At 65.3% G+C, this 20,469-nt stretch carries 20 protein-coding genes and 1 pseudogene; 13 read left to right on the top strand and 8 right to left on the bottom strand.

What is annotated here, in order from left to right; translation table 11 throughout:
* Positions 1 to 110 precede the first annotated feature (110 nt).
* From VK804_RS24480 to VK804_RS24455, 6 genes are all read left to right on the top strand, one after another.
* The gene (locus tag VK804_RS24480; RefSeq protein WP_325375026.1) at positions 111 to 869 is read left to right on the top strand and encodes an SDR family NAD(P)-dependent oxidoreductase; all 759 of its coding nucleotides are present in this window, start codon (positions 111 to 113) and stop codon (positions 867 to 869) included.
* A 20-nt stretch (positions 870 to 889) separates the two neighbouring features.
* Positions 890 to 2,146: an FAD-dependent oxidoreductase gene (locus VK804_RS24475; RefSeq protein ID WP_325375024.1), complete on the top strand. Its 1,257-nt coding sequence runs from the start codon at positions 890 to 892 to the stop codon at positions 2,144 to 2,146.
* 188 nt (positions 2,147 to 2,334) lie between these two features.
* A complete protein-coding gene (locus VK804_RS24470; protein WP_325375022.1) occupies positions 2,335 to 3,003 on the top strand; it encodes an amino acid ABC transporter permease in 669 nt (222 codons plus the stop codon).
* 35 nt (positions 3,004 to 3,038) lie between these two features.
* Positions 3,039 to 3,425 (top strand): nuclear transport factor 2 family protein, encoded by a 387-nt coding sequence (locus tag VK804_RS24465; RefSeq protein ID WP_325375049.1) that lies wholly within the window; start codon positions 3,039 to 3,041, stop codon positions 3,423 to 3,425.
* A gap of 280 nt (positions 3,426 to 3,705) precedes the next feature.
* Complete coding sequence (locus VK804_RS24460) at positions 3,706 to 5,853, top strand: tetratricopeptide repeat protein (RefSeq protein ID WP_325375020.1); 2,148 nt, start codon at positions 3,706 to 3,708, stop codon at positions 5,851 to 5,853.
* A 148-nt stretch (positions 5,854 to 6,001) separates the two neighbouring features.
* Entirely contained in the window at positions 6,002 to 6,844 is an 843-nt protein-coding gene (locus tag VK804_RS24455) for an amidohydrolase family protein (RefSeq protein WP_325375018.1), read from the top strand.
* 213 nt (positions 6,845 to 7,057) lie between these two features.
* On the opposite strand, the gene VK804_RS24450 is transcribed toward VK804_RS24455, so the two are convergent.
* Positions 7,058 to 7,933, bottom strand: coding sequence for a transporter substrate-binding domain-containing protein (locus VK804_RS24450; protein WP_325375016.1), 876 nt, complete (start codon positions 7,931 to 7,933; stop codon positions 7,058 to 7,060).
* Between the two features lie 82 nt (positions 7,934 to 8,015).
* Positions 8,016 to 10,106 carry a M3 family metallopeptidase gene (locus tag VK804_RS24445; RefSeq protein WP_325375014.1) on the bottom strand — a complete coding sequence of 697 codons (2,091 nt, stop codon included), beginning with the start codon at positions 10,104 to 10,106 and terminating at the stop codon, positions 8,016 to 8,018.
* A 129-nt stretch (positions 10,107 to 10,235) separates the two neighbouring features.
* On the opposite strand from VK804_RS24445, the gene VK804_RS24440 reads away from it, so the two are divergent.
* From VK804_RS24440 to VK804_RS24410, 7 genes are all read left to right on the top strand, one after another.
* Entirely contained in the window at positions 10,236 to 10,496 is a 261-nt protein-coding gene (locus VK804_RS24440; RefSeq protein WP_325375012.1) for a hypothetical protein, read from the top strand.
* A gap of 654 nt (positions 10,497 to 11,150) precedes the next feature.
* Positions 11,151 to 12,293, top strand: coding sequence for a type III PLP-dependent enzyme (locus VK804_RS24435; protein WP_325375010.1), 1,143 nt, complete (start codon positions 11,151 to 11,153; stop codon positions 12,291 to 12,293).
* Between the two features lie 235 nt (positions 12,294 to 12,528).
* Positions 12,529 to 13,137, top strand: a complete 609-nt coding sequence (locus VK804_RS24430) for an N-acetyltransferase (RefSeq protein WP_325375008.1) — start codon at positions 12,529 to 12,531, stop codon at positions 13,135 to 13,137.
* A 10-nt stretch (positions 13,138 to 13,147) separates the two neighbouring features.
* A complete protein-coding gene (locus VK804_RS24425) occupies positions 13,148 to 13,318 on the top strand; it encodes a hypothetical protein (RefSeq protein ID WP_325375006.1) in 171 nt (56 codons plus the stop codon).
* Positions 13,319 to 13,386: 68 nt separating this feature from the next.
* On the top strand, positions 13,387 to 13,776 hold the full coding sequence (locus tag VK804_RS24420; RefSeq protein WP_325375004.1) for a RidA family protein: 390 nt from the start codon (positions 13,387 to 13,389) through the stop codon (positions 13,774 to 13,776).
* A gap of 42 nt (positions 13,777 to 13,818) precedes the next feature.
* Positions 13,819 to 15,252: a homospermidine synthase gene (locus VK804_RS24415; RefSeq protein ID WP_325375002.1), complete on the top strand. Its 1,434-nt coding sequence runs from the start codon at positions 13,819 to 13,821 to the stop codon at positions 15,250 to 15,252.
* Between the two features lie 136 nt (positions 15,253 to 15,388).
* Positions 15,389 to 15,637, top strand: a complete 249-nt coding sequence (locus VK804_RS24410) for a hypothetical protein (RefSeq protein WP_325375000.1) — start codon at positions 15,389 to 15,391, stop codon at positions 15,635 to 15,637.
* A gap of 119 nt (positions 15,638 to 15,756) precedes the next feature.
* Here VK804_RS24410 and VK804_RS24405 read toward each other — a convergent pair whose 3' ends face one another.
* The 6 genes and pseudogenes from VK804_RS24405 to VK804_RS24380 all read right to left on the bottom strand — a co-directional run.
* Entirely contained in the window at positions 15,757 to 16,497 is a 741-nt protein-coding gene (locus VK804_RS24405; RefSeq protein WP_325374998.1) for an acetoacetate decarboxylase, read from the bottom strand.
* Between the two features lie 231 nt (positions 16,498 to 16,728).
* Positions 16,729 to 17,058 carry a hypothetical protein gene (locus VK804_RS24400; RefSeq protein ID WP_325374996.1) on the bottom strand — a complete coding sequence of 110 codons (330 nt, stop codon included), beginning with the start codon at positions 17,056 to 17,058 and terminating at the stop codon, positions 16,729 to 16,731.
* 85 nt (positions 17,059 to 17,143) lie between these two features.
* On the bottom strand, positions 17,144 to 18,163 hold the full coding sequence (locus VK804_RS24395) for a WD40 repeat domain-containing protein (RefSeq protein ID WP_325374995.1): 1,020 nt from the start codon (positions 18,161 to 18,163) through the stop codon (positions 17,144 to 17,146).
* On the bottom strand, positions 18,163 to 19,212 hold the full coding sequence (locus VK804_RS24390) for a GTP-binding protein (protein WP_325374993.1): 1,050 nt from the start codon (positions 19,210 to 19,212) through the stop codon (positions 18,163 to 18,165). Before VK804_RS24390 ends, VK804_RS24395 begins: the two co-directional genes overlap by 1 nt.
* A gap of 50 nt (positions 19,213 to 19,262) precedes the next feature.
* Entirely contained in the window at positions 19,263 to 20,138 is an 876-nt protein-coding gene (locus tag VK804_RS24385; protein WP_325374992.1) for a metal ABC transporter solute-binding protein, Zn/Mn family, read from the bottom strand.
* Positions 20,139 to 20,330: 192 nt separating this feature from the next.
* A pseudogene (locus VK804_RS24380) lies at positions 20,331 to 20,469 on the bottom strand (ISAs1 family transposase); the annotation flags it as partial.

Here is a 20,469-nt window from a genome sequence, read left to right as displayed (position 1 = left end):
GCCTCGCTGCAATCGCCACGATCGCTCGCGCCGCCGCTGCTATCGTTTGCATTCGCGCTTGCCGGACCTATAGTTTGCGAAGGGGCAGTCGCCTTCACGAACCAGGATTCATGCGCGTTTCAATCATCACCGGAGGCGGGATCGGGATCGGCGCCGCGGTGGCACGCCGGCTGGCCGGGCCGGACCAGTGCCTGATGCTGCATGGGCAAGGCGCCGACGAGGCCGGGCTGGAGCGATTGAAGGCGGTCGGCGCGCAATGTCAGCGCGCCGGCGCCAGGGTCGCCTGGCACGCGGGCGACCTTGCCAATGCCGGCGCGGCCTCCGAACTCGTCACTGCTGCGCGCTCGGCGTTCGGCAGCATCGACGCGATCGTGCATGCCGCGGGCTTTGCCGACCGGCGCGGATTCACCGAGTTGCCGCGCGCAGGCCTCGATCGGTCATTCGCCGTGATGGCCGCCGCATTTCACGAATTGGCGGCGGCAGCATTGCCCGACCTGACCCGCGGACCGCAGGGACGCGTCGTCGCCATCTCCAGTTTCGTCGCGCATCGCTTCGTGCCGGGTTCGACCTATCCGGCATCCGCGGCGGCCAAGGCGGCGCTGGAGGCGCTGGTCAAGTGCCTGGCGATCGAACTCGCGGGCTCCGGCGCAACCGCCAATGCCGTGATGCCCGGCTTTACCCGCAAGGAGGCCGGACGCACGGGCGCGCTGGACGCGCAAGCCTGGCAAGTGGCCGCGAAAGCCAATCCGCTGGCGCGCCTCGCGGAACCCGACGAGGTCGCTGCCGCGGTCGCCTTCCTGTTGTCGCCGGAGGCCGGGCATGTGACGGGGGCTGTGTTGCCGGTCGATGGCGGCTTGACTCTGATGTAGATGAGGGTGGGGACAGGTTGATGGCGGACAATGTCACGGGCAAGCAAACAGACGTCGTCGTGCTCGGCGCGGGCATCGTCGGCGTGTCGGCGGCCTATGCCGCGCGGCAGCGCGGGTTGTCGGTCATCCTGGTCGACCGCCGCGAACCGGGCAGCGAGACCTCCTATGGCAATGCCGGCATTCTCAGTAGCGGCTCGATCCTGCCGCTCAACAAGCCGTCGCTGTTTGGCGCGCTGCCGGGCTACCTGACCAACAAGCACGCGGCGCTGCGCTGGAATCCGGCCTGGGCGATCGCGAATATCGACTGGGTGGTCCGCTTCCTCGCCAATGCTAGACCATCCCGGGTCAGACCACGGGCGGCGGCGCTGCACGGGCTGCTCGGCGCATCGCTGAAACTGCATCGCGAGTGGATCGTGAAGGCGGATGCGGGCCATCGCATCCGCGAGACCGGCTGGCTGAAGGCGTGGCGCAGCGATGCGGTCGGTGCGGCGAAGGAAGAGCAGGCGTGGCTCGCCGAATTCGGCATCGAAAGCCGGCTGCTCGACCGCCAGGACATTTCCGCGCTCGAGCCGAACATCCTCCCCGTCTACAAGGTTGGCCTGCTGCATACGCAGACCGCGTCCGTCGACTCGCCGGGCGCCGTGGTCAAGGCCTATGCGAAAATGTTTGTGGGCACAGGTGGCGAGCTCCGCCAGTCCGACATCAAGGCGATCACCCCTGACGGCGACGGCTGGCGCGTCACGCTCGCCGATGGGGCGGTCTCGGCGCGCCATGTCGTGGTCGCGCTTGGGCCGTGGTCACCGGATATTCTAAGGCCGCTGGGCTATCGCGTGCCGATGGCGTTCGAGCGCGGCTACCATCGCGAGTTCAAGCCGAATCCGGCACGCTCATTGCTTCGTCCGATCCATGACGCCGAGGGCAGCTTTCTGATGACACCGATGGAGCAGGGTATCCGCGTCACGTCAGGCGTCGAACTGACCGACCGCGACGCGCCCTCCTCGTTCGCCCAGCTCGATTCCGTGGTGCCGCTGGCGCGCGGCGTGGTCGAATTCGGTGACGCCGTCGGCGAGCCCTGGCGCGGCGCGCGGCCGACGCTGCCCGACAGCCTGCCCATGATCGGGCCGGCGCCGCGGCATTCCGGACTCTGGCTCGCTTTCGGTAACCAGCATATCGGGTTTACGACGGGACCTGCGACGGGAGCGGCGATCGCCGCGATGATCGCAGGAGCCGAGCCGCCGTTCGACGTGGCTGCGTTTGCGCCGAGCCGTTATCTTTAGAGGGTTGAAGTTGATACAAGCGGCATCGCCTCTTCTCCCTCTCCCCGCTCCTTCGCGGGGAGAGGGTTGGGGTGAGGGGCCCTCTCAACGAGTACGACTCGCGGAGAGAGCCCCTCACCCGGCGCTTCGCGCCGACCTCTCCCCGCGAAGAGCGGGGCGAGGTGACTCCAGAGAGTCGGGATAAGGCGATGCACTATGTTTGGGACTTCGCGATCCTCGGCAAATATAGCCATCTGTTCTGGCTCGGGCTCGGCTGGACCATCGCCTACACGATCGGCACGGTATTTCTCGGAACGGTGATCGGCCTCGTGGTCGGCATCCTGCGCCTGCGGCGCCTGCCCGTGATCGACTGGCTCCTGATTGCCTATATCGAACTGTTCCGCTGCACGCCGCTGCTGGTGCAGATCATCTGGTTCTACTACGCCTTCCCGGTCGTGATCGGCGTCAACATCCCGGCGCATGTCGCCGCCGTCACCGTGCTGTCGCTCTATGGCGGCGCGTTTTATGCCGAGATCGTCCGCGGCAGCATCGAGAGCGTCAATCGCGGCCAGTGGGACGCGGCGCAGGCGCTGGGGCTGCGGCCATGGCGCGTGCTGCGGCTGGTGATCCTGCCGCAGGCGCTGAAACCGATGCTGGCGCCCTACGTCAACCAGTCGGTGACGCAATTGAAAAACACCTCGCTGGTGTCCATCATCGCCGTGCCCGACCTCGTCTATAACGCGACTTTGATCAATGCCGACACCTACCGGCCGCTGGAAGTCTATACCATCGTGGCCCTGATCTATTTTGCGATCCTGTTCCCGGCGACCCTGGTGGCGCGGAGGTTCGAGCGCGGCATGACCTACGACAAGGCGTGAGCGGGATCACCGGAAACACAGACGGGAGATTTGAGATGGATGATCGAACCGTGCGGGCGGCGCTGCAGCGCCATTGGGAGGCTTCGGACGCGAACGATTTCAAGACAGAACACGAAATCTACCGCGACGATGCCGTGCTTGATTATCCGCAATCGGGCGAACGGATCCGCGGCCGGCACAACATTCAGGAGAGCCGGTTCGTCCAGCCAAACAAGAAGCGCTTCACGGTCCGGCGAATGATCGGCAGCGGCGATCTCTGGGTCACCGAATTCGTGCTCAGCTATGACGGCAAACCATCTTACACGGTAAGCATCATGGAATTCCGCGATGGCCTCGTGGCCCACGAAACCCAATATTTCGCCGATCCGTTTGAGCCTGGACCCTCGCGCGCGCATCTCGTCGAGCGAATGGACGAGGCGTGATCCTGAGTGGAATGATCGCTCCCTCTCCCCGCCCTTCTGCGGGGAGAGGGTGGGGTGAGGGGCTCTCTCAACGAGCGCGACTCGCGGAGAATCCCCCTCACCCGAAATTCGCGAACCGCGAATTTCGACCTCTCCCCGCAAGCGGGGCGAGGTGACCCGTGTTGCTGCCTCAACCGCCATATGACGAATCAGCGCGTCGGCCTAGAATCCGGCCGGATTCGCCGGGTTGCCCGGTGGGGCGATCGGCGTTTCGCGAGAAGCATCCGGGAGGCAAAAGGATATGAACCGCAAGCAACGCCGCATCGCCGAGGCGGCCGGCAAGCGATCCGGCGCACAGCCGTCGGATCCGCGCGTTGCCGGTCTGTTTGCCATGGGCCTCGCGCATCATCAGGCGGGCCGGCTGGCGCAGGCCGAAACGTTCTATCGCGAGACGCTGGCGCTGCAGGGCGATCATGCCGACGCGCTGCATCTCCTCGGCGTGATTGCGTCCCAGGTCGGGCGCCATGACGTCGCCGTCGATCTGATCGGCCGGGCGATCGCGCACGACCGGGGCAGCCCGCTCTATCATGGCAACCACGGCCTCGCGCTGGCCGGCCTGCAACGCTTCGAGGAGGCGATCGAAAGCTACGACCGCGCCCTGTCGCTGCGTCCGGGCGGCGCCGAGATGCTCTACAACCGCGGCAATGCGCTGGTGGCGCTCGGGCGGCCGCACGACGCGCTCGAGGCCTACGGGCGCGCCCTGCTCGCAAGGCCGGATTATACAGAGGCGCTGTGCAATCGCGGGGCTGCGCTAACGGCGCTCGGACGCCACGACGAGGCGCTCGAAAGCTATGACCGCGCGCTCGCAGTTGTGCCCGATTTCAGCGCGGCGCTGTCGAACCGCGGCAACGCGCTCAAGGCGCTCGGGCGTCTCGACGAAGCGCTTGCCGACTACGACCGCGCATTGACGGCACGGCCGGACGACGCGCAGGCGCTCTTCAACCGCGGCGTGACCCTGCACGAATTGAAGCGCTTCGAGCTGGCGCTGGAAAGCTACGATCGCGCGCTCGCGGTGCGCCCCGATCACGCCGAGGCGCTGTCGAACCGCGGTGACGCGCTCCGGGAGCTCGGCCGGCCTCAGGACGCGCTCGAAAGCTACGACCGTGCGCTGGCCGCGCGACCGGACTATGCCGAGGCGTTCTCCAATCGCGGCAATTTGCTCAAGGCGTTGCGCCGCTTCGATGACGCGCTCGAAAGCTATGACGCCGCTTTGCGCCTGCGCGCCGATGATCCCGCGGTGCAGTCGAATCGGGCCGTGACGCTGCAGGCGCTCGACCGCCTCGACGAGGCGCTGGCGAGCTGCGACCGCGCGCTGGCGTTGGATGCGGACAGGATCGAGGCGCTGATCAACCGCGCCAGCGTCTTGCAGGAGCTTCGCCGCTTCGACGAGGCGCTTGCGACCTACGACCGCGCCGCCGCGATCGCGCCCGATCACGCCGAGGCGCAAACCAACCGGGCACTGCTGCTGCTGCTCACCGGGGATATGGCGCGGGGATGGCCGGCCTACGAATGGCGCCGCAAATTGCCGAGCTGGGTGGAGCGCGGCTTCACGGAAGCGGAATGGTCGGGCGAGGACATCGCCGGCAAGCGGCTCCTGCTTCATGCCGAGCAGGGTTTTGGCGATACCATCCAGTTCGCCCGCTATGCCGCGCAGGCGGCCAGCCGCGGCGCCGATGTCGTGCTCGAGGTCCAGCCGTCGCTTGCGCCGCTGCTCAGCGGGCTGTTCGGCATCGAGGTGGTCGCGGCCGGCCGCGATCCGCTGCCGGCTTTCGATCTGCACTGTCCCCTCCTCAGCCTGCCGCGCCTGCACGCGACGACGCCGGCGACGATCCCCGGCGGCGTTCCCTACATCGTCGCGCCGGCCGACCGGATCGCCGCATGGGCCCCACGCTTGCCGGCAGAGGGGTTGCGTGTCGGTCTGGCCTGGTCGGGCCATCCGAACAATGTCAGGGACCATGAGCGCTCCATCCCGTTCGCACGCCTGGCGTCGCTCATCGGCATTCCCGGCACCCGCTTTGTCAGCCTGCAGAAGGATATCCGCGCCGCCGACGCCGGCGATTTCCGCCGCTGCGGCGACGTGATCGAGCTGGGCGACAGGTTACGTGACTTCGCCGACACGGCGGCCGTCATCGCGCAGCTCGACCTCGTCATCACCGTCGACACCGCGGTCGCGCATCTCGCCGGCGCCATGGGCAAGCCGGTATGGGTGCTGCTGCCGCGCATCCCCGACTTCCGCTGGTTGCTCGATCGTCCGACCAGCCCGTGGTACCCGAGCGCGCGGTTGTTCCGCAAAGGCCGCGCGGACAGCTGGGACGCCGTCGTCGCTGGTGTGGCCACCGAACTCGCGGCGCGTGCCGCGCCGGCGGTGGGGCTCGCGCGATCGGCGTAGGGCGATGCCAGGCCGCACACCCGCGGCTTGACGTCCCCCGCTTTCTCCTCCTGGCACATCGCGACATTGCGCAGCGCGCAACCCTTGTCCTCTGGACACGAACCCGCTGCAACGTCCAAACTCGCCGGCAAAAGAGGAGGCGCCCCCGATGACGATTATCGATTCCCAGGTCCATGTTTATGAGGCCAACACGGCGAAGCGACCCTGGCGCACGGTGCCGAACTGGCCACCTCATGTCACCGGCGACGAGATGGTCGAGGCCATGGACAAGGTCGGCGTCGACGGCGCGATCTTCATTTCAGCCTTTTCCATGTATGGCTACGACGCCAGCTATGCGGTGGAGGTCCAGCGGGCCCATCCCGGCAAGTTCGGCATCGTCAAGCCGGTCGACCCCGACGATCCGGCGGTGGCCGATATCATAGCCGACTGGAAGAAGATTCCGGGCGCGGTCGGCGTCCGCATCATGATGACCAAGGAAGTCAACCGCGATCCGGCCCATCCGGGCATCGACCGCATCGCGCGCGCGGCGGCGAGCCACGATTTTCCGGTCAACATGCTGTGCTGGGGCAATGTCGACGCCGGCATGTCGATCGTTGATCGCCATCCCGACACCCGCTTCATCATCGACCATCTGGCGATCCTGCAGCCGCGGGTCCCGCCGGCGCCGCCAGAGCCCTGGGCCGATCTGCCGAAGGTGCTGGAACTCGCCCGGCACCCGAACGCGGTGATCAAGGTCAGCGGCGCCTGCACGCTGTCGCGGGAGCCGTATCCGTTCCCCGACATCTGGGATCCGCTGGCGCGGGTGTTCGACGCCTGGGGTTTCGATCGCTGCCTCTGGGGTACGGACTGGACGCGCGCGTTTGCGGTCGTCAACTACGAGCAGGCCGTGCAGCCCTTCGTCAAGACCGACCGCCTGAGCAACAGCGAGCGCGCCATGCTGATGGGCGGCGCCTGCGCCAAGGCCTATCGCTGGTCGCCGACGAAGGGGTAGCGGCGCGGCAGACCGGGATGGATCGCTCTCTCTTCCCGCCCTTCCGCGGGGAGAGGGTGGGGTGAGGGGCTGTCTCAACGAGCGCGACTCGCTGAGAGAGCCCCTCACCCGGCGCTTCGCGATAGCCGAAGCTTCGCTTCGGCGTTCTCTTAATAAGAACGGCCGCCGAAGGCGGCCTTTGCTCTCCCCGCAAGAGCGGGGCGAGGTGATTCTTCAGATATTGAGCTCCACCGGCACGTCCTCGGGCTTGACGCCGGAAAGCGCCAGCCCCTTGACGAACCATTCGCGCATCTGGCCGATGCCGCGGTTGTAGTCGACCCACACGGACAGGAAATCGCGCCAGCGCTTGTCCGGCTCGCGGCGCACCGCCATGCTGGAGGGAATCGCGACCGACGGCGATTGCAGGATCTTGTAGGTACCGAGATTCGGGTTCTTGGCGATCGCGGTCAGGCCCAGCACCAGCGCGTTGACCACGCAATCGACCCGCCCGGACGCCATCTCCAGCATCACCTCGTCGCGCGACTTCATCGACTTGATGGTCGCATTCGGCGCGAAGCGGCGGGCGATGGCCTCGTTGGCGGAGCCGACGTCGACGGCGATCCTGACTTCGGGCTTGTTGATGTCGGCCCAGGTCTTGGCCTCGATCCCCCTGAGCATGGCGCCGAACGGATGCGGGAACACGGTGGCGGTGAAATCGACCACCAGCGCCCGCTGCGGGGTGGGATTCAAGGCAAAGCCGAGGTCGATCTTGTTGGATTGCAAGTCGAGGATCGAATTGCCGTAGGTGGATTCGGTGTATTCGAGCTTGACGTCGAGCAGTTTGGCAATGTCGTTCGCCATCTCGATGGAAAAGCCGGACCAGGTCCCGGTCGCGAGATCCTTGTTGAAATAGGGCAACTCTCCCGGCAGCACCGCGATGCGTAGCGCCTTGTTGGCGCGGATGGCATCGAGCGTATTGTCGACGCTCGACTGCGCCGCGGCCGGGCTGGCGAGCGCGGAGGCAAGCGCCGCGCCGCTGCCGATGGCGAGCGCGTAGCGCAGCGCTTCGCGGCGGTCTTCCGAAATCCTGGAGTCGTCAGATGTGGTCACGCATGCCTCCTGGCTCACCGGCGGCAAAGCCTAACGCGCGCGCCGTAACGCAGCAATAGCGGGAGCGCGCGGCGTGTCGCCGTCAGGCCGCCTCGGGTGTTTCCAGAAGGCCGCGGCGGCGCAGCAGCGCGTCGGGCTCGGGCTCGCGGCCGCGGAAGGCGATATAGGCGTCCTCGGGGTCGCGCGAGCCGCCGGAGGAATAGATGTCGTCGTGCAGGCGTTTGGCGGTGGCTGGATCGAAGATGTCGCCGGCTTCCTCGAAGGCGCCGAACGCGTCGGCATCCATCACCTCCGACCACATGTAGCTGTAATAGCCGGCCGCATAGTGGTCGCCGGAGAAGATATGGCCGAATTGCTGCGGCCGATGGCGGAGCGAAATCTCCGCGGGCATGCCGATCTTGTCCAGTTCCTGCCGCTCGAACGCCCGCACGTCCCTGATAGAGGAAGCGGGCTGGCTGTGGAATTCGAGATCGATCAGCGCCGAAGAGACGAATTCGACGGTCGCAAAACCCTGGTTGAATTTGCGGGCCGCGAGGAAGCGTTTCAAGAGGTCGTCCGGCAGCGGCTCGCCGGTCTGGTAGTGCCGGGCAAATTGCCGCAGCACCTGCGGCTGTTCCTGCCAGTGCTCGTAGAGCTGCGAGGGCAGCTCGACGAAATCGGTGAATACGCTGGTGCCGGACAGCGAGGGATAGGTGACCTCCGACAGCATGCCGTGCAGGCCGTGGCCGAACTCGTGGAACAGGGTGCGCGCGTCGTCCGGCGACAGCAGCGAGGGCTCGCCATGGGCGCCCTTAGAAAAATTGCAGACATTGATGACCAGCGGCGAGACCGCGCCGTCGAGTTTTTGCTGGTCGCGCAGCGAGGTCATCCAGGCCCCCGAGCGCTTCGAGGGCCTTGCAAAATAGTCGCCATAGAACAGCGCCTGGTGGCGGCCGGCGGCATCCCTGACCTCCCAGACCCGCACGTCCGGATGCCAGACCGGAATGTCCCTGCGTTCGGCGAAAGTAACGCCGAACAGGCGGGTGGCGCAGTCGAAGGCGGCCTCGATCATGTGGTCGAGCACGAGATAGGGCTTTATCGCCGCGTCGTCGAAATTGGCTCTGACCTGCCGCAGCTTTTCGGCGTAATAGCGCCAGTCCCATGGCGCCAGCGCGAAATTGCCGCCCTCTTCCGCCACCAGCGCCTGCAGGTCGTCGCGATCCCGGAGCGCCCGGGCGCGGGCCGGCTTCCAGACCCGTTCCAGCAGGCCGCGCACCGCCTGCGGCGTCTTCGCCATGGAATCCTCCAGCCGGTAGGCGGCGAAATCGGCAAAGCCCAGCAGTTTCGCGCTCTCCTCGCGCAGCGCCAGGATTTCCAGAATGGTCGCGTTGTTATCGTTGGCGTTGCCGTTGTCGCCGCGGGCTGTGAAGGCCTTGTAGACTTTCTCCCGCAGGTCGCGGCGGGTGGAGCTCTTCAGGAACGGCTCGACCGAGGAGCGCGACAGCGTCACGATCGCCTTGCCCGTCATGCCGCGCTCGGTGGCGGCGGCCCTGGCGGCGGCGACGAAACTGTCAGGAAGGCCTGCGAAATCGGCCTCGCCGAGCTCCATGAACCAGTCCTGCTCGTCGCCGAGCAGGTGGTGGCTGAACGATGTGCCAAGATGGGCCAGCCGCTCGTTGATCTCGGCCATCCGCTTCTTCGCGGCATCGTCGAGGCCGGCGCCGGAGCGGTGGAAGCGGGTGTAGGTGCGCTCCAGGAGCCGCATCTCCTCGCCCGTCAGCGGCAGCGAGGCGCGGTTCTCGTGCAACAGCGCGATCCGACCGAACAGCACCGCGTTCATCATGATCGGATTCCAGTGCCGCGCCATCCGCAAGGAGACCTCCTTGTCGATCTCGAGCAGCGCCGGATTGGAATGCGCCGACACCAGGTCGTAAAACACCGCCGAGACCTTGGAGAGCAGTTTGCCGGAGCGCTCCAGCGCGGTGACGGTATTGGCGAAGTCGGGCGCGGCAGGGTCGTGTTCGATCGCTTTGATCTCGGCTGCGTGGTCGGCGAAGGCCTGCTCGAAGGCGGGAAGGAAATGTTCCGGCGCAATCTCCGCAAAAGGCGGCGTCTCGAACGGCGTCTGCCACGGCCGCAGCAGCGGGTTCATTTGCAGGGGCGCGGCGGCAATCTTTTGCTCGGTATCAGCCATGACAATTCCCGTTTTCGTCCCAAATTCGTTGCGCCAGCTATATCACGCGGTGCGGCGTTTTTGCGCCTTTTACGCTTGATAGCGGCGCACTTTTCAGGGAGATTGCGGCCCGAAACAGGACCTTGAATCATGAGCTCCGAGACCCCCCTGAAGACCCCTCGCCAGATCGTCTGGCCGAGCGTCATCACCGTCATCAGCGCGGCGATCCTGATCGGCGCCGAGGTGTTCGGCGCGGCGTTCGCGGGCGGCTGGGCGCTGGCGATCCTGTTCGGGCTTGACGACGCCGGCGCGCACATCCTGCAGGCGGTGCTGTTCGCGCTTGGCGTCCTGGTGATGATTGCCTTCATCCGCGCTGCCCAGCGCGTCGAGCCGTTCTCGCGACGCGCGTAAGTCGGCCGAGCAACACAGCCGCGCCTCGCGCGCTCACGCTTCATTAGCAAAGCTTAACATCCGTTCACTTCCGACGTCGCGCGGCGGCGGCGAGCGCGGCGTCGCAAGCACCTGTTAGGGAAATTTTCGCTCAGGCTAAAAAAAATGTTGCGAAGCAGGATCAAATAACATATTTCCGGTCTTGCCCAATTTCGCACGTGCCTGTGGTCGTGTGTCAGTCGGTAGGTATCCGGACAAGAGGCCGGACAGCCGCCAAGGGACGAAGAACCGAGGGTCGCTCTGGTCGCAAGACCAAAGGGGCCAGCATCTCTCTCAAGAGATGCCGCTGAAGGTCTCTTCGCTCCTTGCAACCGTGACTGGCAGCCGGAGGCGAACCGGCGCACCCCGCTCTCAGCGGGGGACGCGACTTAAAGCAACGACGGATCGGGCTTTTTTGGTCTCTGCCGGCTTTCCACCAGCCGGCGCGAATACCGAAGAGGCTTGTCCTTCATTGCCAGGTGTGCGGGCGGGATCCTTCCCAACCAATCCACGGCAGCACAATTCGGTTTGAGTTTCGCTGGCTTCGTTGCGCCTCCATCGCGCGGTGTGGCCGGGGCACTCTTATCCGAGATCACATTTGAACGGGTCCCGTCGCTGGGCCGTTTGGAGGGTGCTATGACCGAACGTATCCAGGAATTCCTGCGCAACCGCCGGAACGAGGGCCAGGACCTCGAGCCGTGCCTCGTCGTCGACCTCGAAGTCGTGCGCGACAACTACCAGAGCTTTGCCGGGGCGCTGCCGGACAGCCGCGTGTTCTACGCGGTGAAGGCCAACCCCGCGCCGGAAGTGCTGTCGCTCTTGGCCTCGATGGGCTCGTGCTTCGACTGCGCCTCGGTCGCCGAGATCCAGATGGCGCTGGCCGCCGGCAGCCCGCCGGAGCGCGTCTCCTATGGCAACACGATCAAGAAGGAGCGTGATATCGCGCGCGCGTTTGCGCTCGGCATCCGGCTGTTCTCGGTCGACTGCACCGCCGAAGTCGAGAAGATCGCCCGTGCCGCCCCCGGCTCGAAGGTGTTCTGCCGCATTCTCTACGATTGCGCAGGCGCCGAATGGCCGCTGTCGCGCAAGTTCGGCTGCGATCCGGAGATGGCGGTCGAGGTGCTCGACCTCGCCAAGCGACTGGGCCTGGAGCCGTACGGCATCTCGTTCCATGTCGGCTCGCAGCAGCGCAAGGTGAAGGCGTGGGACCGTGCGCTGGCGATGGCCTCGACCGTGTTCCGCGACTGCGCCGAGCGCGGCATCAACCTGTCCATGGTCAACATGGGCGGCGGATTTCCGACCAAGTACCTGAAGGACGTACCGCCGGTGGTGCAGTACGGCCGGTCGATCTTCCGCGCGCTGCGCAAGCATTTCGGCAACCAGATCCCGGAGACCATCATCGAGCCGGGACGCGGCATGGTCGGCAATGCCGGCATCATCGAGACCGAAGTCGTCCTGATCTCCAGGAAGAGCGACGAGGACGAGGTGCGCTGGGTCTATCTCGACATCGGCAAGTTCGGCGGGCTCGCCGAGACCATGGACGAGTCGATCCGCTACGCCATCCGCACCCCGCATGACGGCGCGGAAATGACGCCGTGCGTGCTCGCAGGACCGACCTGCGATTCCGCCGACGTGCTGTACGAGAAGATGCCGTATCCGCTTCCGGTGACGCTCGAGATCGGCGACAAGCTGCTGATCGAAGGCACCGGGGCCTATACGTCAACCTACTCGTCGGTGGCGTTCAACGGCTTCCCGCCGCTGCGGACCTACCACATCTGAGGGCCCCCACCCCGCTCTTCCCCGCAAGCGCGGGAGAGGGAGAAGAGAACCGGGAGCCGGTCCGGCCGGCTCCCTTCCCCACGTCCGAACCGAACAGCCGTCATCCTGAGGTGGCCGCCCTTGCGGCCCTCGAAGGATGACGGCGGATGCTGTCCATCCTTCGAGGCTTGCCTTGCGGTGCAAATGCACCGCACGGCTCGCACCTCAGGATGACGCCGCGGAAAGCTGATGCACCATGACTGACTTGCGCAAGAGCCCTGTCCTCATCCCCGACGCCGCTCCGTTCGCGATCCGCAGCGAGCGTGATCAGGACGTCGCTGCACGCGAGGCGCTGCTGGATGCCTGCTTTGGCGATGATCGCCACGAGCGCACCTGCCAGCGCCTGCGCGAAGGACGCGCGCCCGCCGAAGGCCTTGCCTTTTCGGCCGTGCGCCAGGGGAGGCAAGGCCGGTTGGTCGGAACCCTGCGGTTGTGGCACGTCAGCGCGGGGGGCGCGCGAGCGCTGGTGCTTGGGCCGCTGGCGGTCGATCCGTCATGCCGCAAGCTCGGCGTCGGAGCCGCTCTCGTGAATCATGCGCTGGCGGCGGCGAAGGCATGCGGCCACGGCGCGGTGATCCTGCTTGGCGATGCGTCCTATTATGCCCGCTTCGGCTTCTCGGCGCGCAAGACCGCCGAATTGTCGTTGCCGGGCTCGTTCGAGCGCGACCGCCTGCTCGCCCTCGAACTATCCGAGGGCGCGCTCGACGGCGCCTGGGGCATGATCGTGCCATCCGGTGAGTCGGCGCTGAAGCCGCGGACGTCTCGCAGCAGCAAGACGCTGCGATCAGTGCCGCACGCGGCCTGAAGCGCGCACCATGCCGGAGAACCTCCCCGCCTCCCGCGATGCCGCGCGCCCGCCAATCCGCAACATCGTCACCACCCTCCTGCTGGTCATGATAGCAGTCATGATCGTGAGGGATATTGTCGTCCGCCGCTGGGGCGCCGCCGCGCCCCCGGCCAGCGACGTGACCGAGCGATCCCCGTGATATAGCGAAGGGTTGCACAAGCCCGGAAGAAACCCGTAAACCGCCTCAATCCCCGCATGGAGGTCCCGATGTCCCGCCGCCTCATCTCCACCGGCTCGCCTTTCGAGAAGACCGCCGGCTATAGCCGCGCCGTCATCGACGGCGATTTCGCCTTCGTCGCCGGCACCACCGGCTATGACTACGCCACCATGACCATGCCCGCGGATATCACCAGCCAGACCCGAAACTGCTTCAAGACCATCGAGGCTGCCTTGAAGGAAGGCGGCTTCGCCATGGCCGATATCGTCCGCGCCACCTATTACGTCACCGACGCCAAAAATGCCGATGCCGTGCTCGCGGTCTGCGGCGAGGTGCTCGGCGAGATCAGGCCGGCCGCGACGATCCTGGTCGTCGCAGGCCTCTACAAGCCCGAGATGAAGATCGAGATCGAAGTCACCGCGAAACGGCGCGCCGCCTGATCCTGTTCCACCGCAAAATCCATATTTCGGAGACCGAATTCAATGAGCCCATCGTCCTCGCAAATCCATGCGAAAATCACCGGCCCTATTGTCATGATCGGCTTCGGCTCGATCGGCAAAGGCACCCTGCCTTTGATCGAACGGCATTTTGCCTATGACAAGTCGCGCTTTGTCATCATCGACCCGCACGAGGACGGCGAGATCGCCAAGGCGCACGGCGTGCGTTTCATCAAGCAGGGCGTGACAAGGGACAATTACCGCGAGGTGCTGGTGCCGCTGTTGACCGCCGGCGGCGGTCAGGGCTTTTGCGTCAATCTGTCGGTCGACACCTCCTCGGTCGACATCATGACGATGTGCCGGGAGATCGGCGCGCTTTATATCGACACCGTGGTGGAGCCGTGGCTCGGCTTCTATTTCGACCGCAATATCGGCCCCGAAAAGCGCTCCAACTACGCGCTGCGCGAGACCCTGCTCGCGGCCAAGCACAGGAGCCCGGGCGGCACCACGGCGGTCTCCACCTGCGGCGCTAATCCCGGCATGGTGTCGTGGTTCGTCAAGCAGGCGCTGCTCGACATCGCGCATGATACCAATACTCCCTTCAACGAGCCGAAGAGCCGTGAAGGCTGGGGCCAGCTTGCCCACAAGCTCGGCGTCAAGGGCATCCACATCGCCGAGCGCGACACCCAGCGCTCCAAGCGGCCGAAGCCGATCAACGTATTCGTCAACACCTGGTCGGTGGAAGGTTTTGTCTCCGAGGGCATGCAGCCGGCTGAACTCGGCTGGGGCACCCACGAGAAATGGACGCCGGACAATGGCCGCACCCATACCGAGGGCTGTGGGGCTGCGATCTACCTGCTGCAGCCCGGCGCCAACACCCGCGTGCGCTCCTGGTGCCCGACGCCGGGCGCGCAATACGGTTTCCTCGTCACCCACAACGAGTCGATCTCTATTGCGGACTATTTCACCGTGCGCGACGGCGGCAATCTGATCTATCGCCCGACCTGCCACTACGCCTATCACCCTGCCAACGACGCGGTGCTGTCGCTGCACGAGATGTTCGGCGCCACGGGACGGATGCAGAAGAGCTGGCACATCCTCGACGAGCACGAGATCGAGGACGGTATCGACGAGCTCGGCGTGCTGCTCTACGGCCATGGCAAGAACGCCTATTGGTACGGCTCGCAGCTGTCGGTCGAGGAAACCAGGCGGCTTGCGCCCTACCAGAACGCGACCGGCATGCAGGTCTCCTCCGCCGTGCTCGCCGGCATGGTGTGGGCGCTGGAAAATCCCACGGCCGGGATCGTCGAGGCCGACGAGATGGATTTTCATCGCTGCCTCGAAATCCAGCGGCCCTATCTCGGCCCGGTGAAGGGTTTCTATACCGACTGGACGCCGCTCACCGATCGACCCGGGCTGTTTCCGGAGGACATCGACACCAGCGATCCCTGGCAGTTTCGGAACGTGCTGGTCAGGTAGAGGCGGATTTCGGCGCGAAGTCCGGTTCGCGCCGTGAACAATCCACAACTATCGATAGGCCCGATGATGACGTCCGCATCATCGGGGCGCTATCTTCCCGCCGGGGTAGGTGATCCGATTCACCGCGGGCCACCACATGAAACATGCGTCACTGCTCAATCCGTTCAACCTGAACCCGGAGCCGGCCAAAAAATTCGTCAACCGGCTGGCCACCCGATCGACACCGGTCTGCTCGAATTGCCGATCCGACGACATCACCTCGCGCGCCACGGTGCAGTGGAGCAACGAATCCCAGGAATGGGAACTGGCCAACACCTTCGATCAGCCCACGCATTGCAACAACTGCAACAGCGCCTGCGGCATCGTCTGGCTGCCGTTGAATTAGGGACAGCCCGTCGAACGCTCTCGCCGTCATGCCCGGCCTTGTGCCGGGCATCCACGTCTTGCTTTCATTGTTGTCGCAAAGACGTGGATGGCCGGGACAAGCCCGGCCATGACGAATTCTTATTTCTTCAAATAATCGAACGCCACCGACCCCAGCCCGAGCGTCAGGTCGGCCTTGAAGTGCAGCGCCGACATCACTTCGCGCACCGGCAGCCTTGCCACGTCGCAGAGCGCATGCGGGAACAGGCCGAGGGCTGCAGGGCCGGTCCAGGCTTCCTTCAGCGTGATGTCCTCGAGCGAGAAGCGCACCAGCTCGCAGATCCGCGCCGAACCGTCGACATGCGGAATGATCTTCAGGATGAAGTTCGGCGCCTTCATGCTCTTGAGCACGGTGTCATGGTCGACGGGGCGGTGCTTGTAGCCCATGGTGGCGGAGGCGCAGAGCACCGAGCCATAATGCAGCGCTCCCACCAGCACGTCGCTCTCGACCTCGATCTTCGGCCGCGCCAATTTCTTCGGAAATCCCCAGAGCTCGCGGCCGCCGGCGATCGGCCCTTCGTCGTCCAGATACATCGCATGCGTATAGGCGCCCTCCTCGCCGTTGAGGCGAACCGGGATCACCTGCCCGGTTTCGGTGTAGTCGCCGAACCCGGTTGAATCCGGCATGCGGATGAATTCGTATTTGACGACCGGCTCGGTGACCTCCAGCGGTTCCGGCACCACGGCGGCGAGCGCCTCGGGGTCGGTGCGATAGGTGATGACGAAATATTCGCGGTTGAAGAAGCGATAGGGGCCGGGTGGAAACGCCGGGTTGGTCAGCGGCATCGAATAGGCGGTTTTTCGGACGTCATCGATTTTCATGGCCGGTTCTCATGTGTCATCAGCGCTGCCGCGCATTATGGGGCGGCAAGGTGACACATGCGAGACTGTAGAATCGGCACTCACGCACTCGTCACGCCCGGGCATAGCCGTCCGAAGGACGGCGTCGCTGCCGCTCGCCTATGTCCCGGGCATCCACGTCTTTGGTATCGCAACGAAGCAAGACGTGGATGGCCGGGACAAGCCCGGCCATGACGAAACGTGAGAAGGTCGCTACTTCTGCTGAATCGGCGGCGCCATTTTTTCGGCCGGCGCGGGCGGCAGCGCGGGCTTGGCGCCTTCCTTCTGCGCCTGCACATTGGGTTGGGCCGGTTCGGGCGCCGGCGTGGTCGGACGCTCGCCGCCGGGCTTTGACTCGGCGGGTGCGGTGTCCTGCGACGATGGCGGAGAAGCCTGCAGCGGCTGGGTCGCCTGCGCGATTTGCGGCGCGCCGGCCCTGAGCTCGGCGACCGAAAATACGGATATGCCAAACCCCGCCGCGATCATTGCGGATGCGATCAGCATATCTCGCCGGAAGGCGCGCGTTTTGTCGTTCAAGGCCATCTCGTTCACCACCGGTTCGCAGCGGGATCAACGGCCAGTGGAACGCATTGTTCCCTTGGGAACCAGCAACCGCACGCGCGGCTCACTACAACTCCAGCAGCCCCGCCTCGCCATCTTCGGCGGCGAACGCCAATAGCGTGCCTTTGGCATTCCACGCCAGCGCCGCGACCGGCGCAGGGCCTCTGCGGCGGACCAGGATTTCGGCGCCGTCCGTCAACCGCACCATCAGGATGGTGCCGTCGCTGTAGCCGGCGGCGAGGATGTCCTGCTTCGGGTGGCAGGCGACCATCGTGACGCGGGCCTGCAGCGGCGCCAGCATCGCCGGCTCCTTGCCCATCGGGCCGTCCTTGCTCGCGAACGGCCACATGATCACGGCATCGGCGCCTGAAGTCGCCAGCGCCTTGCCACCGGCGCTCCACGACATCGAGCGGACGCGGCCGGGATAGCCGGTCATGCGCATATGCCTGTGATCGGCGAGCCGCCAGCCGTGCAGCGCCGGCTCGTGCATCGCGGTGACCAGGAATTTGTTGTCCGGGCTGAAGGTGACGCCAAGATGCGAGCCCGCCCATTCCAGCACTTCGCCGTTGGCGGCCATGTTGGGAAACCACAGCGTCACGCCGTTGTAGTGCGAGATCGCGAGCCGCAGGCCTTTCGGCGCGAACGCCAACCCGCCGACGGTGGAGGGCACGTCGAAGGATTTGTCTTCGGCCTTACCGCTGCGGACGAAGGCGGTCTTGCCCGCCGACCAGGCGAAGCCGCCATCAGGATGCAGCGCGACATTGTCGATCCAGCGCCGTTTTGCATCGGTCGCCAGCAGTACGACCTCGCCCTTGGCGTCGAGCGCGACGAGCTTGCCGTCGTCGCCGCCCATCAGGAGACGCGCGCCATCGCACGCGGCGCACAGGATGCCGCCGCCGTGCACAGCGACGGGAGAGACGTCGCCGTTCCCGTTCACCCGGAAGACGTTCTCCTCGGCGCCGACGAAAGCGGCGTCAGGCCCAAGGAAATGCACCGAGGTGACGGGCGCGCCGATCGCGATCGTGCGCACCTTGTCGGTGACCGAGGCGATGGAAGCCGCCTTGTCGAGCGTATCGAACTCTTTCATCACGTGGTGATGCAGCTTTCAAAGCCGTCGCGGATGATCGCTTCGGGCAATTCGCGGCCGATGAAGACGAGACGGCTTTCCCGAGGCTCGCCCTCCTTCCAGGCGCGCTGGTGATCGCCTTCCAGCATCATGTGGACGCCCTGGAACACATAGCGGTCGTCATCGTCGGTGAACGCCAGGATGCCTTTCGAGCGCAGGATCTTCTGGCCTTCGCTGGCGACCAGGTTCTGCAGCCAGGGCATGAACTTGTTGGGATCGAGCGGCTTGTCCGAGCGCAGTGACAGCGACTGCATGTCCTCGTCATGATAATGCTTCAACCCGCCATGGCTGTGGTCGTGGTGATGGTCGTGGCCGTGATCGTGGTGACGATGATCGTGATCGTGGCCGTCACCGGCCTCGAGAAATTCCGGCTCGATCTCGAGGATGCGGTCGAGATCGAAGGCGCCGCGCTCCAGCACGTCCGACAGCTTGACCTTGCAGCGCTCGGTGCGGTGGAGTTTGGCGTAGGGGTTGATGGCGCGAATGCGGGCCTCGACTTCGGCCAGTTCGGCCTTGGAGACGAGATCGGTCTTGTTGAGCACGATGACGTCGGCGAATGCGATCTGGTTCTTGGCTTCGGGGGCGTCTTTCAGTCGGTCGGAAAGCCACTTGGCGTCGGCGACGGTGACGACCGCGTCGAGGCGGGCGTTCTTCTGCACGTCCTCGTCGACGAAGAAGGTCTGCGCCACCGGCGCCGGGTCGGCGAGCCCCGTGGTCTCGACGATGATGGCGTCGAACTTGCCCTTGCGCTTCATCAGCCCGTCGAGAATGCGCACGAGGTCGCCGCGCACGGTGCAGCAGACGCAGCCATTGTTCATCTCGAACACTTCTTCATCGGCGCCGATGATGAGGTCGTTGTCGATGCCGATCTCGCCGAATTCGTTGACGATCACGGCGTATTTCTTGCCGTGGTTTTCCGACAGGATGCGGTTCAGAAGCGTGGTCTTGCCGGCGCCGAGATAGCCGGTCAGCACGGTCACGGGAATTTTCTGGGACGTCAAATCAGACATGGTGGCTCCGAAAAGGGACTGTTGGCGCGGCGACAGGAAGGGCCCCTGCCCTAATCGGCCAGCGCGCTGGTCAGGGTCTTTATATTGTGCCTGACCAGTTCAATGTAAGTGGGGGCCTCGCCCTTTTCGTCCGTCAGACTGTCGGAGTAAAGGGTGCCGCCGAGCTTGGCCCCGGTCTCCGCCGCGATCCGCTGGATCAGCCGGGGGTCACTGATATTCTCGAGGAAAACGGCGGGGATTTTCTGGGTCTTGACCTGGCTGATGATGGCTGCGATGTCGCGGGCGCTGGGCTCGGATTCGGTGGAAACGCCCTCCGGCGCCACGAATTCGATGCCATAGGCCGCTGCGAAATAGCCGAAGGCGTCATGGGTCGAAATCACCTTGCGGCGCGCGGGCGGAATTTGCGCGATCGCCGCGCGTACCTCGCGATCGAGCGCGTCGAGCTTTGCCAGATAGCCGTCCGCATTGGCGCGAAAGGCCGGCGCGTCGGCGGGGTCGGCAGCGGCCAAGGCGTCGCGTATATTGGCGACGTAGATCTTCGTGTTGGCGACCGATTGCCAGGCATGCGGATCGGCATCGTTGCCGGCCCGAAGCGGGGTGATCCCCTTGGTCGCCGTGATGATCGGCGCCTTGCCGCCGGAAGCCTGCAACAGCCGGGGCAGCCAGCCCTCCAGCCCAAAACCGTTGATGATCATCAGCTGCGCATCGGCGATCTTCTTCGCATCCACCGGTGCCGGCGTATAGACATGCACGTCGCCATTGGGCCCGACCAGCGTGGTGACATCGACGCGATCGCCGCCGACGTTTTTGACGAAATCGCCGAGGATGGAAAAGCTGGCGACGATGTTCAGGCGCTCCTGCGCGTGGAGCGGAGATGCCGCCGCTGCGAGCAGCAGACAGACCAACCAAAAACGAGGACGCCGCATCGCTAGAGTTCACCCGACATTGATCGTTGCATGGCTCGATAGTGCGGCAACGGCGGTGAGCTCCCTCTCCCGCTTGCGGGGGAGGGTTGGGGTGGGGGTGCCAACCCAGCAACGGACACCGCGGTCTGGCGAGAGATTTCCCCCACCCGCCGCGCTCTGGCGAGCGCGTCGACCTCCCCCGCAAGCGCAGGGCTATCGCATATGGCTGAGAGCAGTCATGAGGAAGGCATTGTCCCAGCCAGCGCGCTTGATTTTGCGTCGCAGGGACGAGCGATCTGGGTGAGTTCGCAGGATATTAAGGGCGAGCCTTCGCGGAATAGCGAGGTTCTCG

Origin of the sequence: Bradyrhizobium sp. (assembly GCF_035484855.1) — a bacterium.
Taxonomy (GTDB): Bacteria; Pseudomonadota; Alphaproteobacteria; order Rhizobiales; family Xanthobacteraceae; genus Bradyrhizobium.
The sequence above is the reverse complement of the archived record's forward strand: the minus strand, read 5'-3'. Positions and strand labels throughout refer to the sequence as shown.

What these genes read in the sequence shown, in the direction of transcription:
- VK804_RS24395 (WP_325374995.1), bottom strand. Translation starts at nt 18,163, where the DNA reads ATGAAAGAGTTCGATACGCTCGACAAGGCGGCTTCCATCGCCTCGGTC.
- VK804_RS24430 (WP_325375008.1), top strand. Translation starts at nt 12,529, where the DNA reads ATGACTGACTTGCGCAAGAGCCCTGTCCTCATCCCCGACGCCGCTCCG.
- VK804_RS24435 (WP_325375010.1), top strand. Translation starts at nt 11,151, where the DNA reads ATGACCGAACGTATCCAGGAATTCCTGCGCAACCGCCGGAACGAGGGC.
- VK804_RS24425 (WP_325375006.1), top strand. Translation starts at nt 13,148, where the DNA reads ATGCCGGAGAACCTCCCCGCCTCCCGCGATGCCGCGCGCCCGCCAATC.
- VK804_RS24405 (WP_325374998.1), bottom strand. Translation starts at nt 16,497, where the DNA reads ATGAAAATCGATGACGTCCGAAAAACCGCCTATTCGATGCCGCTGACC.
- VK804_RS24385 (WP_325374992.1), bottom strand. Translation starts at nt 20,138, where the DNA reads ATGCGGCGTCCTCGTTTTTGGTTGGTCTGTCTGCTGCTCGCAGCGGCG.
- VK804_RS24390 (WP_325374993.1), bottom strand. Translation starts at nt 19,212, where the DNA reads ATGTCTGATTTGACGTCCCAGAAAATTCCCGTGACCGTGCTGACCGGC.
- VK804_RS24455 (WP_325375018.1), top strand. Translation starts at nt 6,002, where the DNA reads ATGACGATTATCGATTCCCAGGTCCATGTTTATGAGGCCAACACGGCG.
- VK804_RS24410 (WP_325375000.1), top strand. Translation starts at nt 15,389, where the DNA reads ATGAAACATGCGTCACTGCTCAATCCGTTCAACCTGAACCCGGAGCCG.
- VK804_RS24475 (WP_325375024.1), top strand. Translation starts at nt 890, where the DNA reads ATGGCGGACAATGTCACGGGCAAGCAAACAGACGTCGTCGTGCTCGGC.
- VK804_RS24440 (WP_325375012.1), top strand. Translation starts at nt 10,236, where the DNA reads ATGAGCTCCGAGACCCCCCTGAAGACCCCTCGCCAGATCGTCTGGCCG.
- VK804_RS24480 (WP_325375026.1), top strand. Translation starts at nt 111, where the DNA reads ATGCGCGTTTCAATCATCACCGGAGGCGGGATCGGGATCGGCGCCGCG.
- VK804_RS24460 (WP_325375020.1), top strand. Translation starts at nt 3,706, where the DNA reads ATGAACCGCAAGCAACGCCGCATCGCCGAGGCGGCCGGCAAGCGATCC.
- VK804_RS24400 (WP_325374996.1), bottom strand. Translation starts at nt 17,058, where the DNA reads ATGGCCTTGAACGACAAAACGCGCGCCTTCCGGCGAGATATGCTGATC.
- VK804_RS24420 (WP_325375004.1), top strand. Translation starts at nt 13,387, where the DNA reads ATGTCCCGCCGCCTCATCTCCACCGGCTCGCCTTTCGAGAAGACCGCC.
- VK804_RS24445 (WP_325375014.1), bottom strand. Translation starts at nt 10,106, where the DNA reads ATGGCTGATACCGAGCAAAAGATTGCCGCCGCGCCCCTGCAAATGAAC.
- VK804_RS24415 (WP_325375002.1), top strand. Translation starts at nt 13,819, where the DNA reads ATGAGCCCATCGTCCTCGCAAATCCATGCGAAAATCACCGGCCCTATT.
- VK804_RS24470 (WP_325375022.1), top strand. Translation starts at nt 2,335, where the DNA reads ATGCACTATGTTTGGGACTTCGCGATCCTCGGCAAATATAGCCATCTG.
- VK804_RS24465 (WP_325375049.1), top strand. Translation starts at nt 3,039, where the DNA reads ATGGATGATCGAACCGTGCGGGCGGCGCTGCAGCGCCATTGGGAGGCT.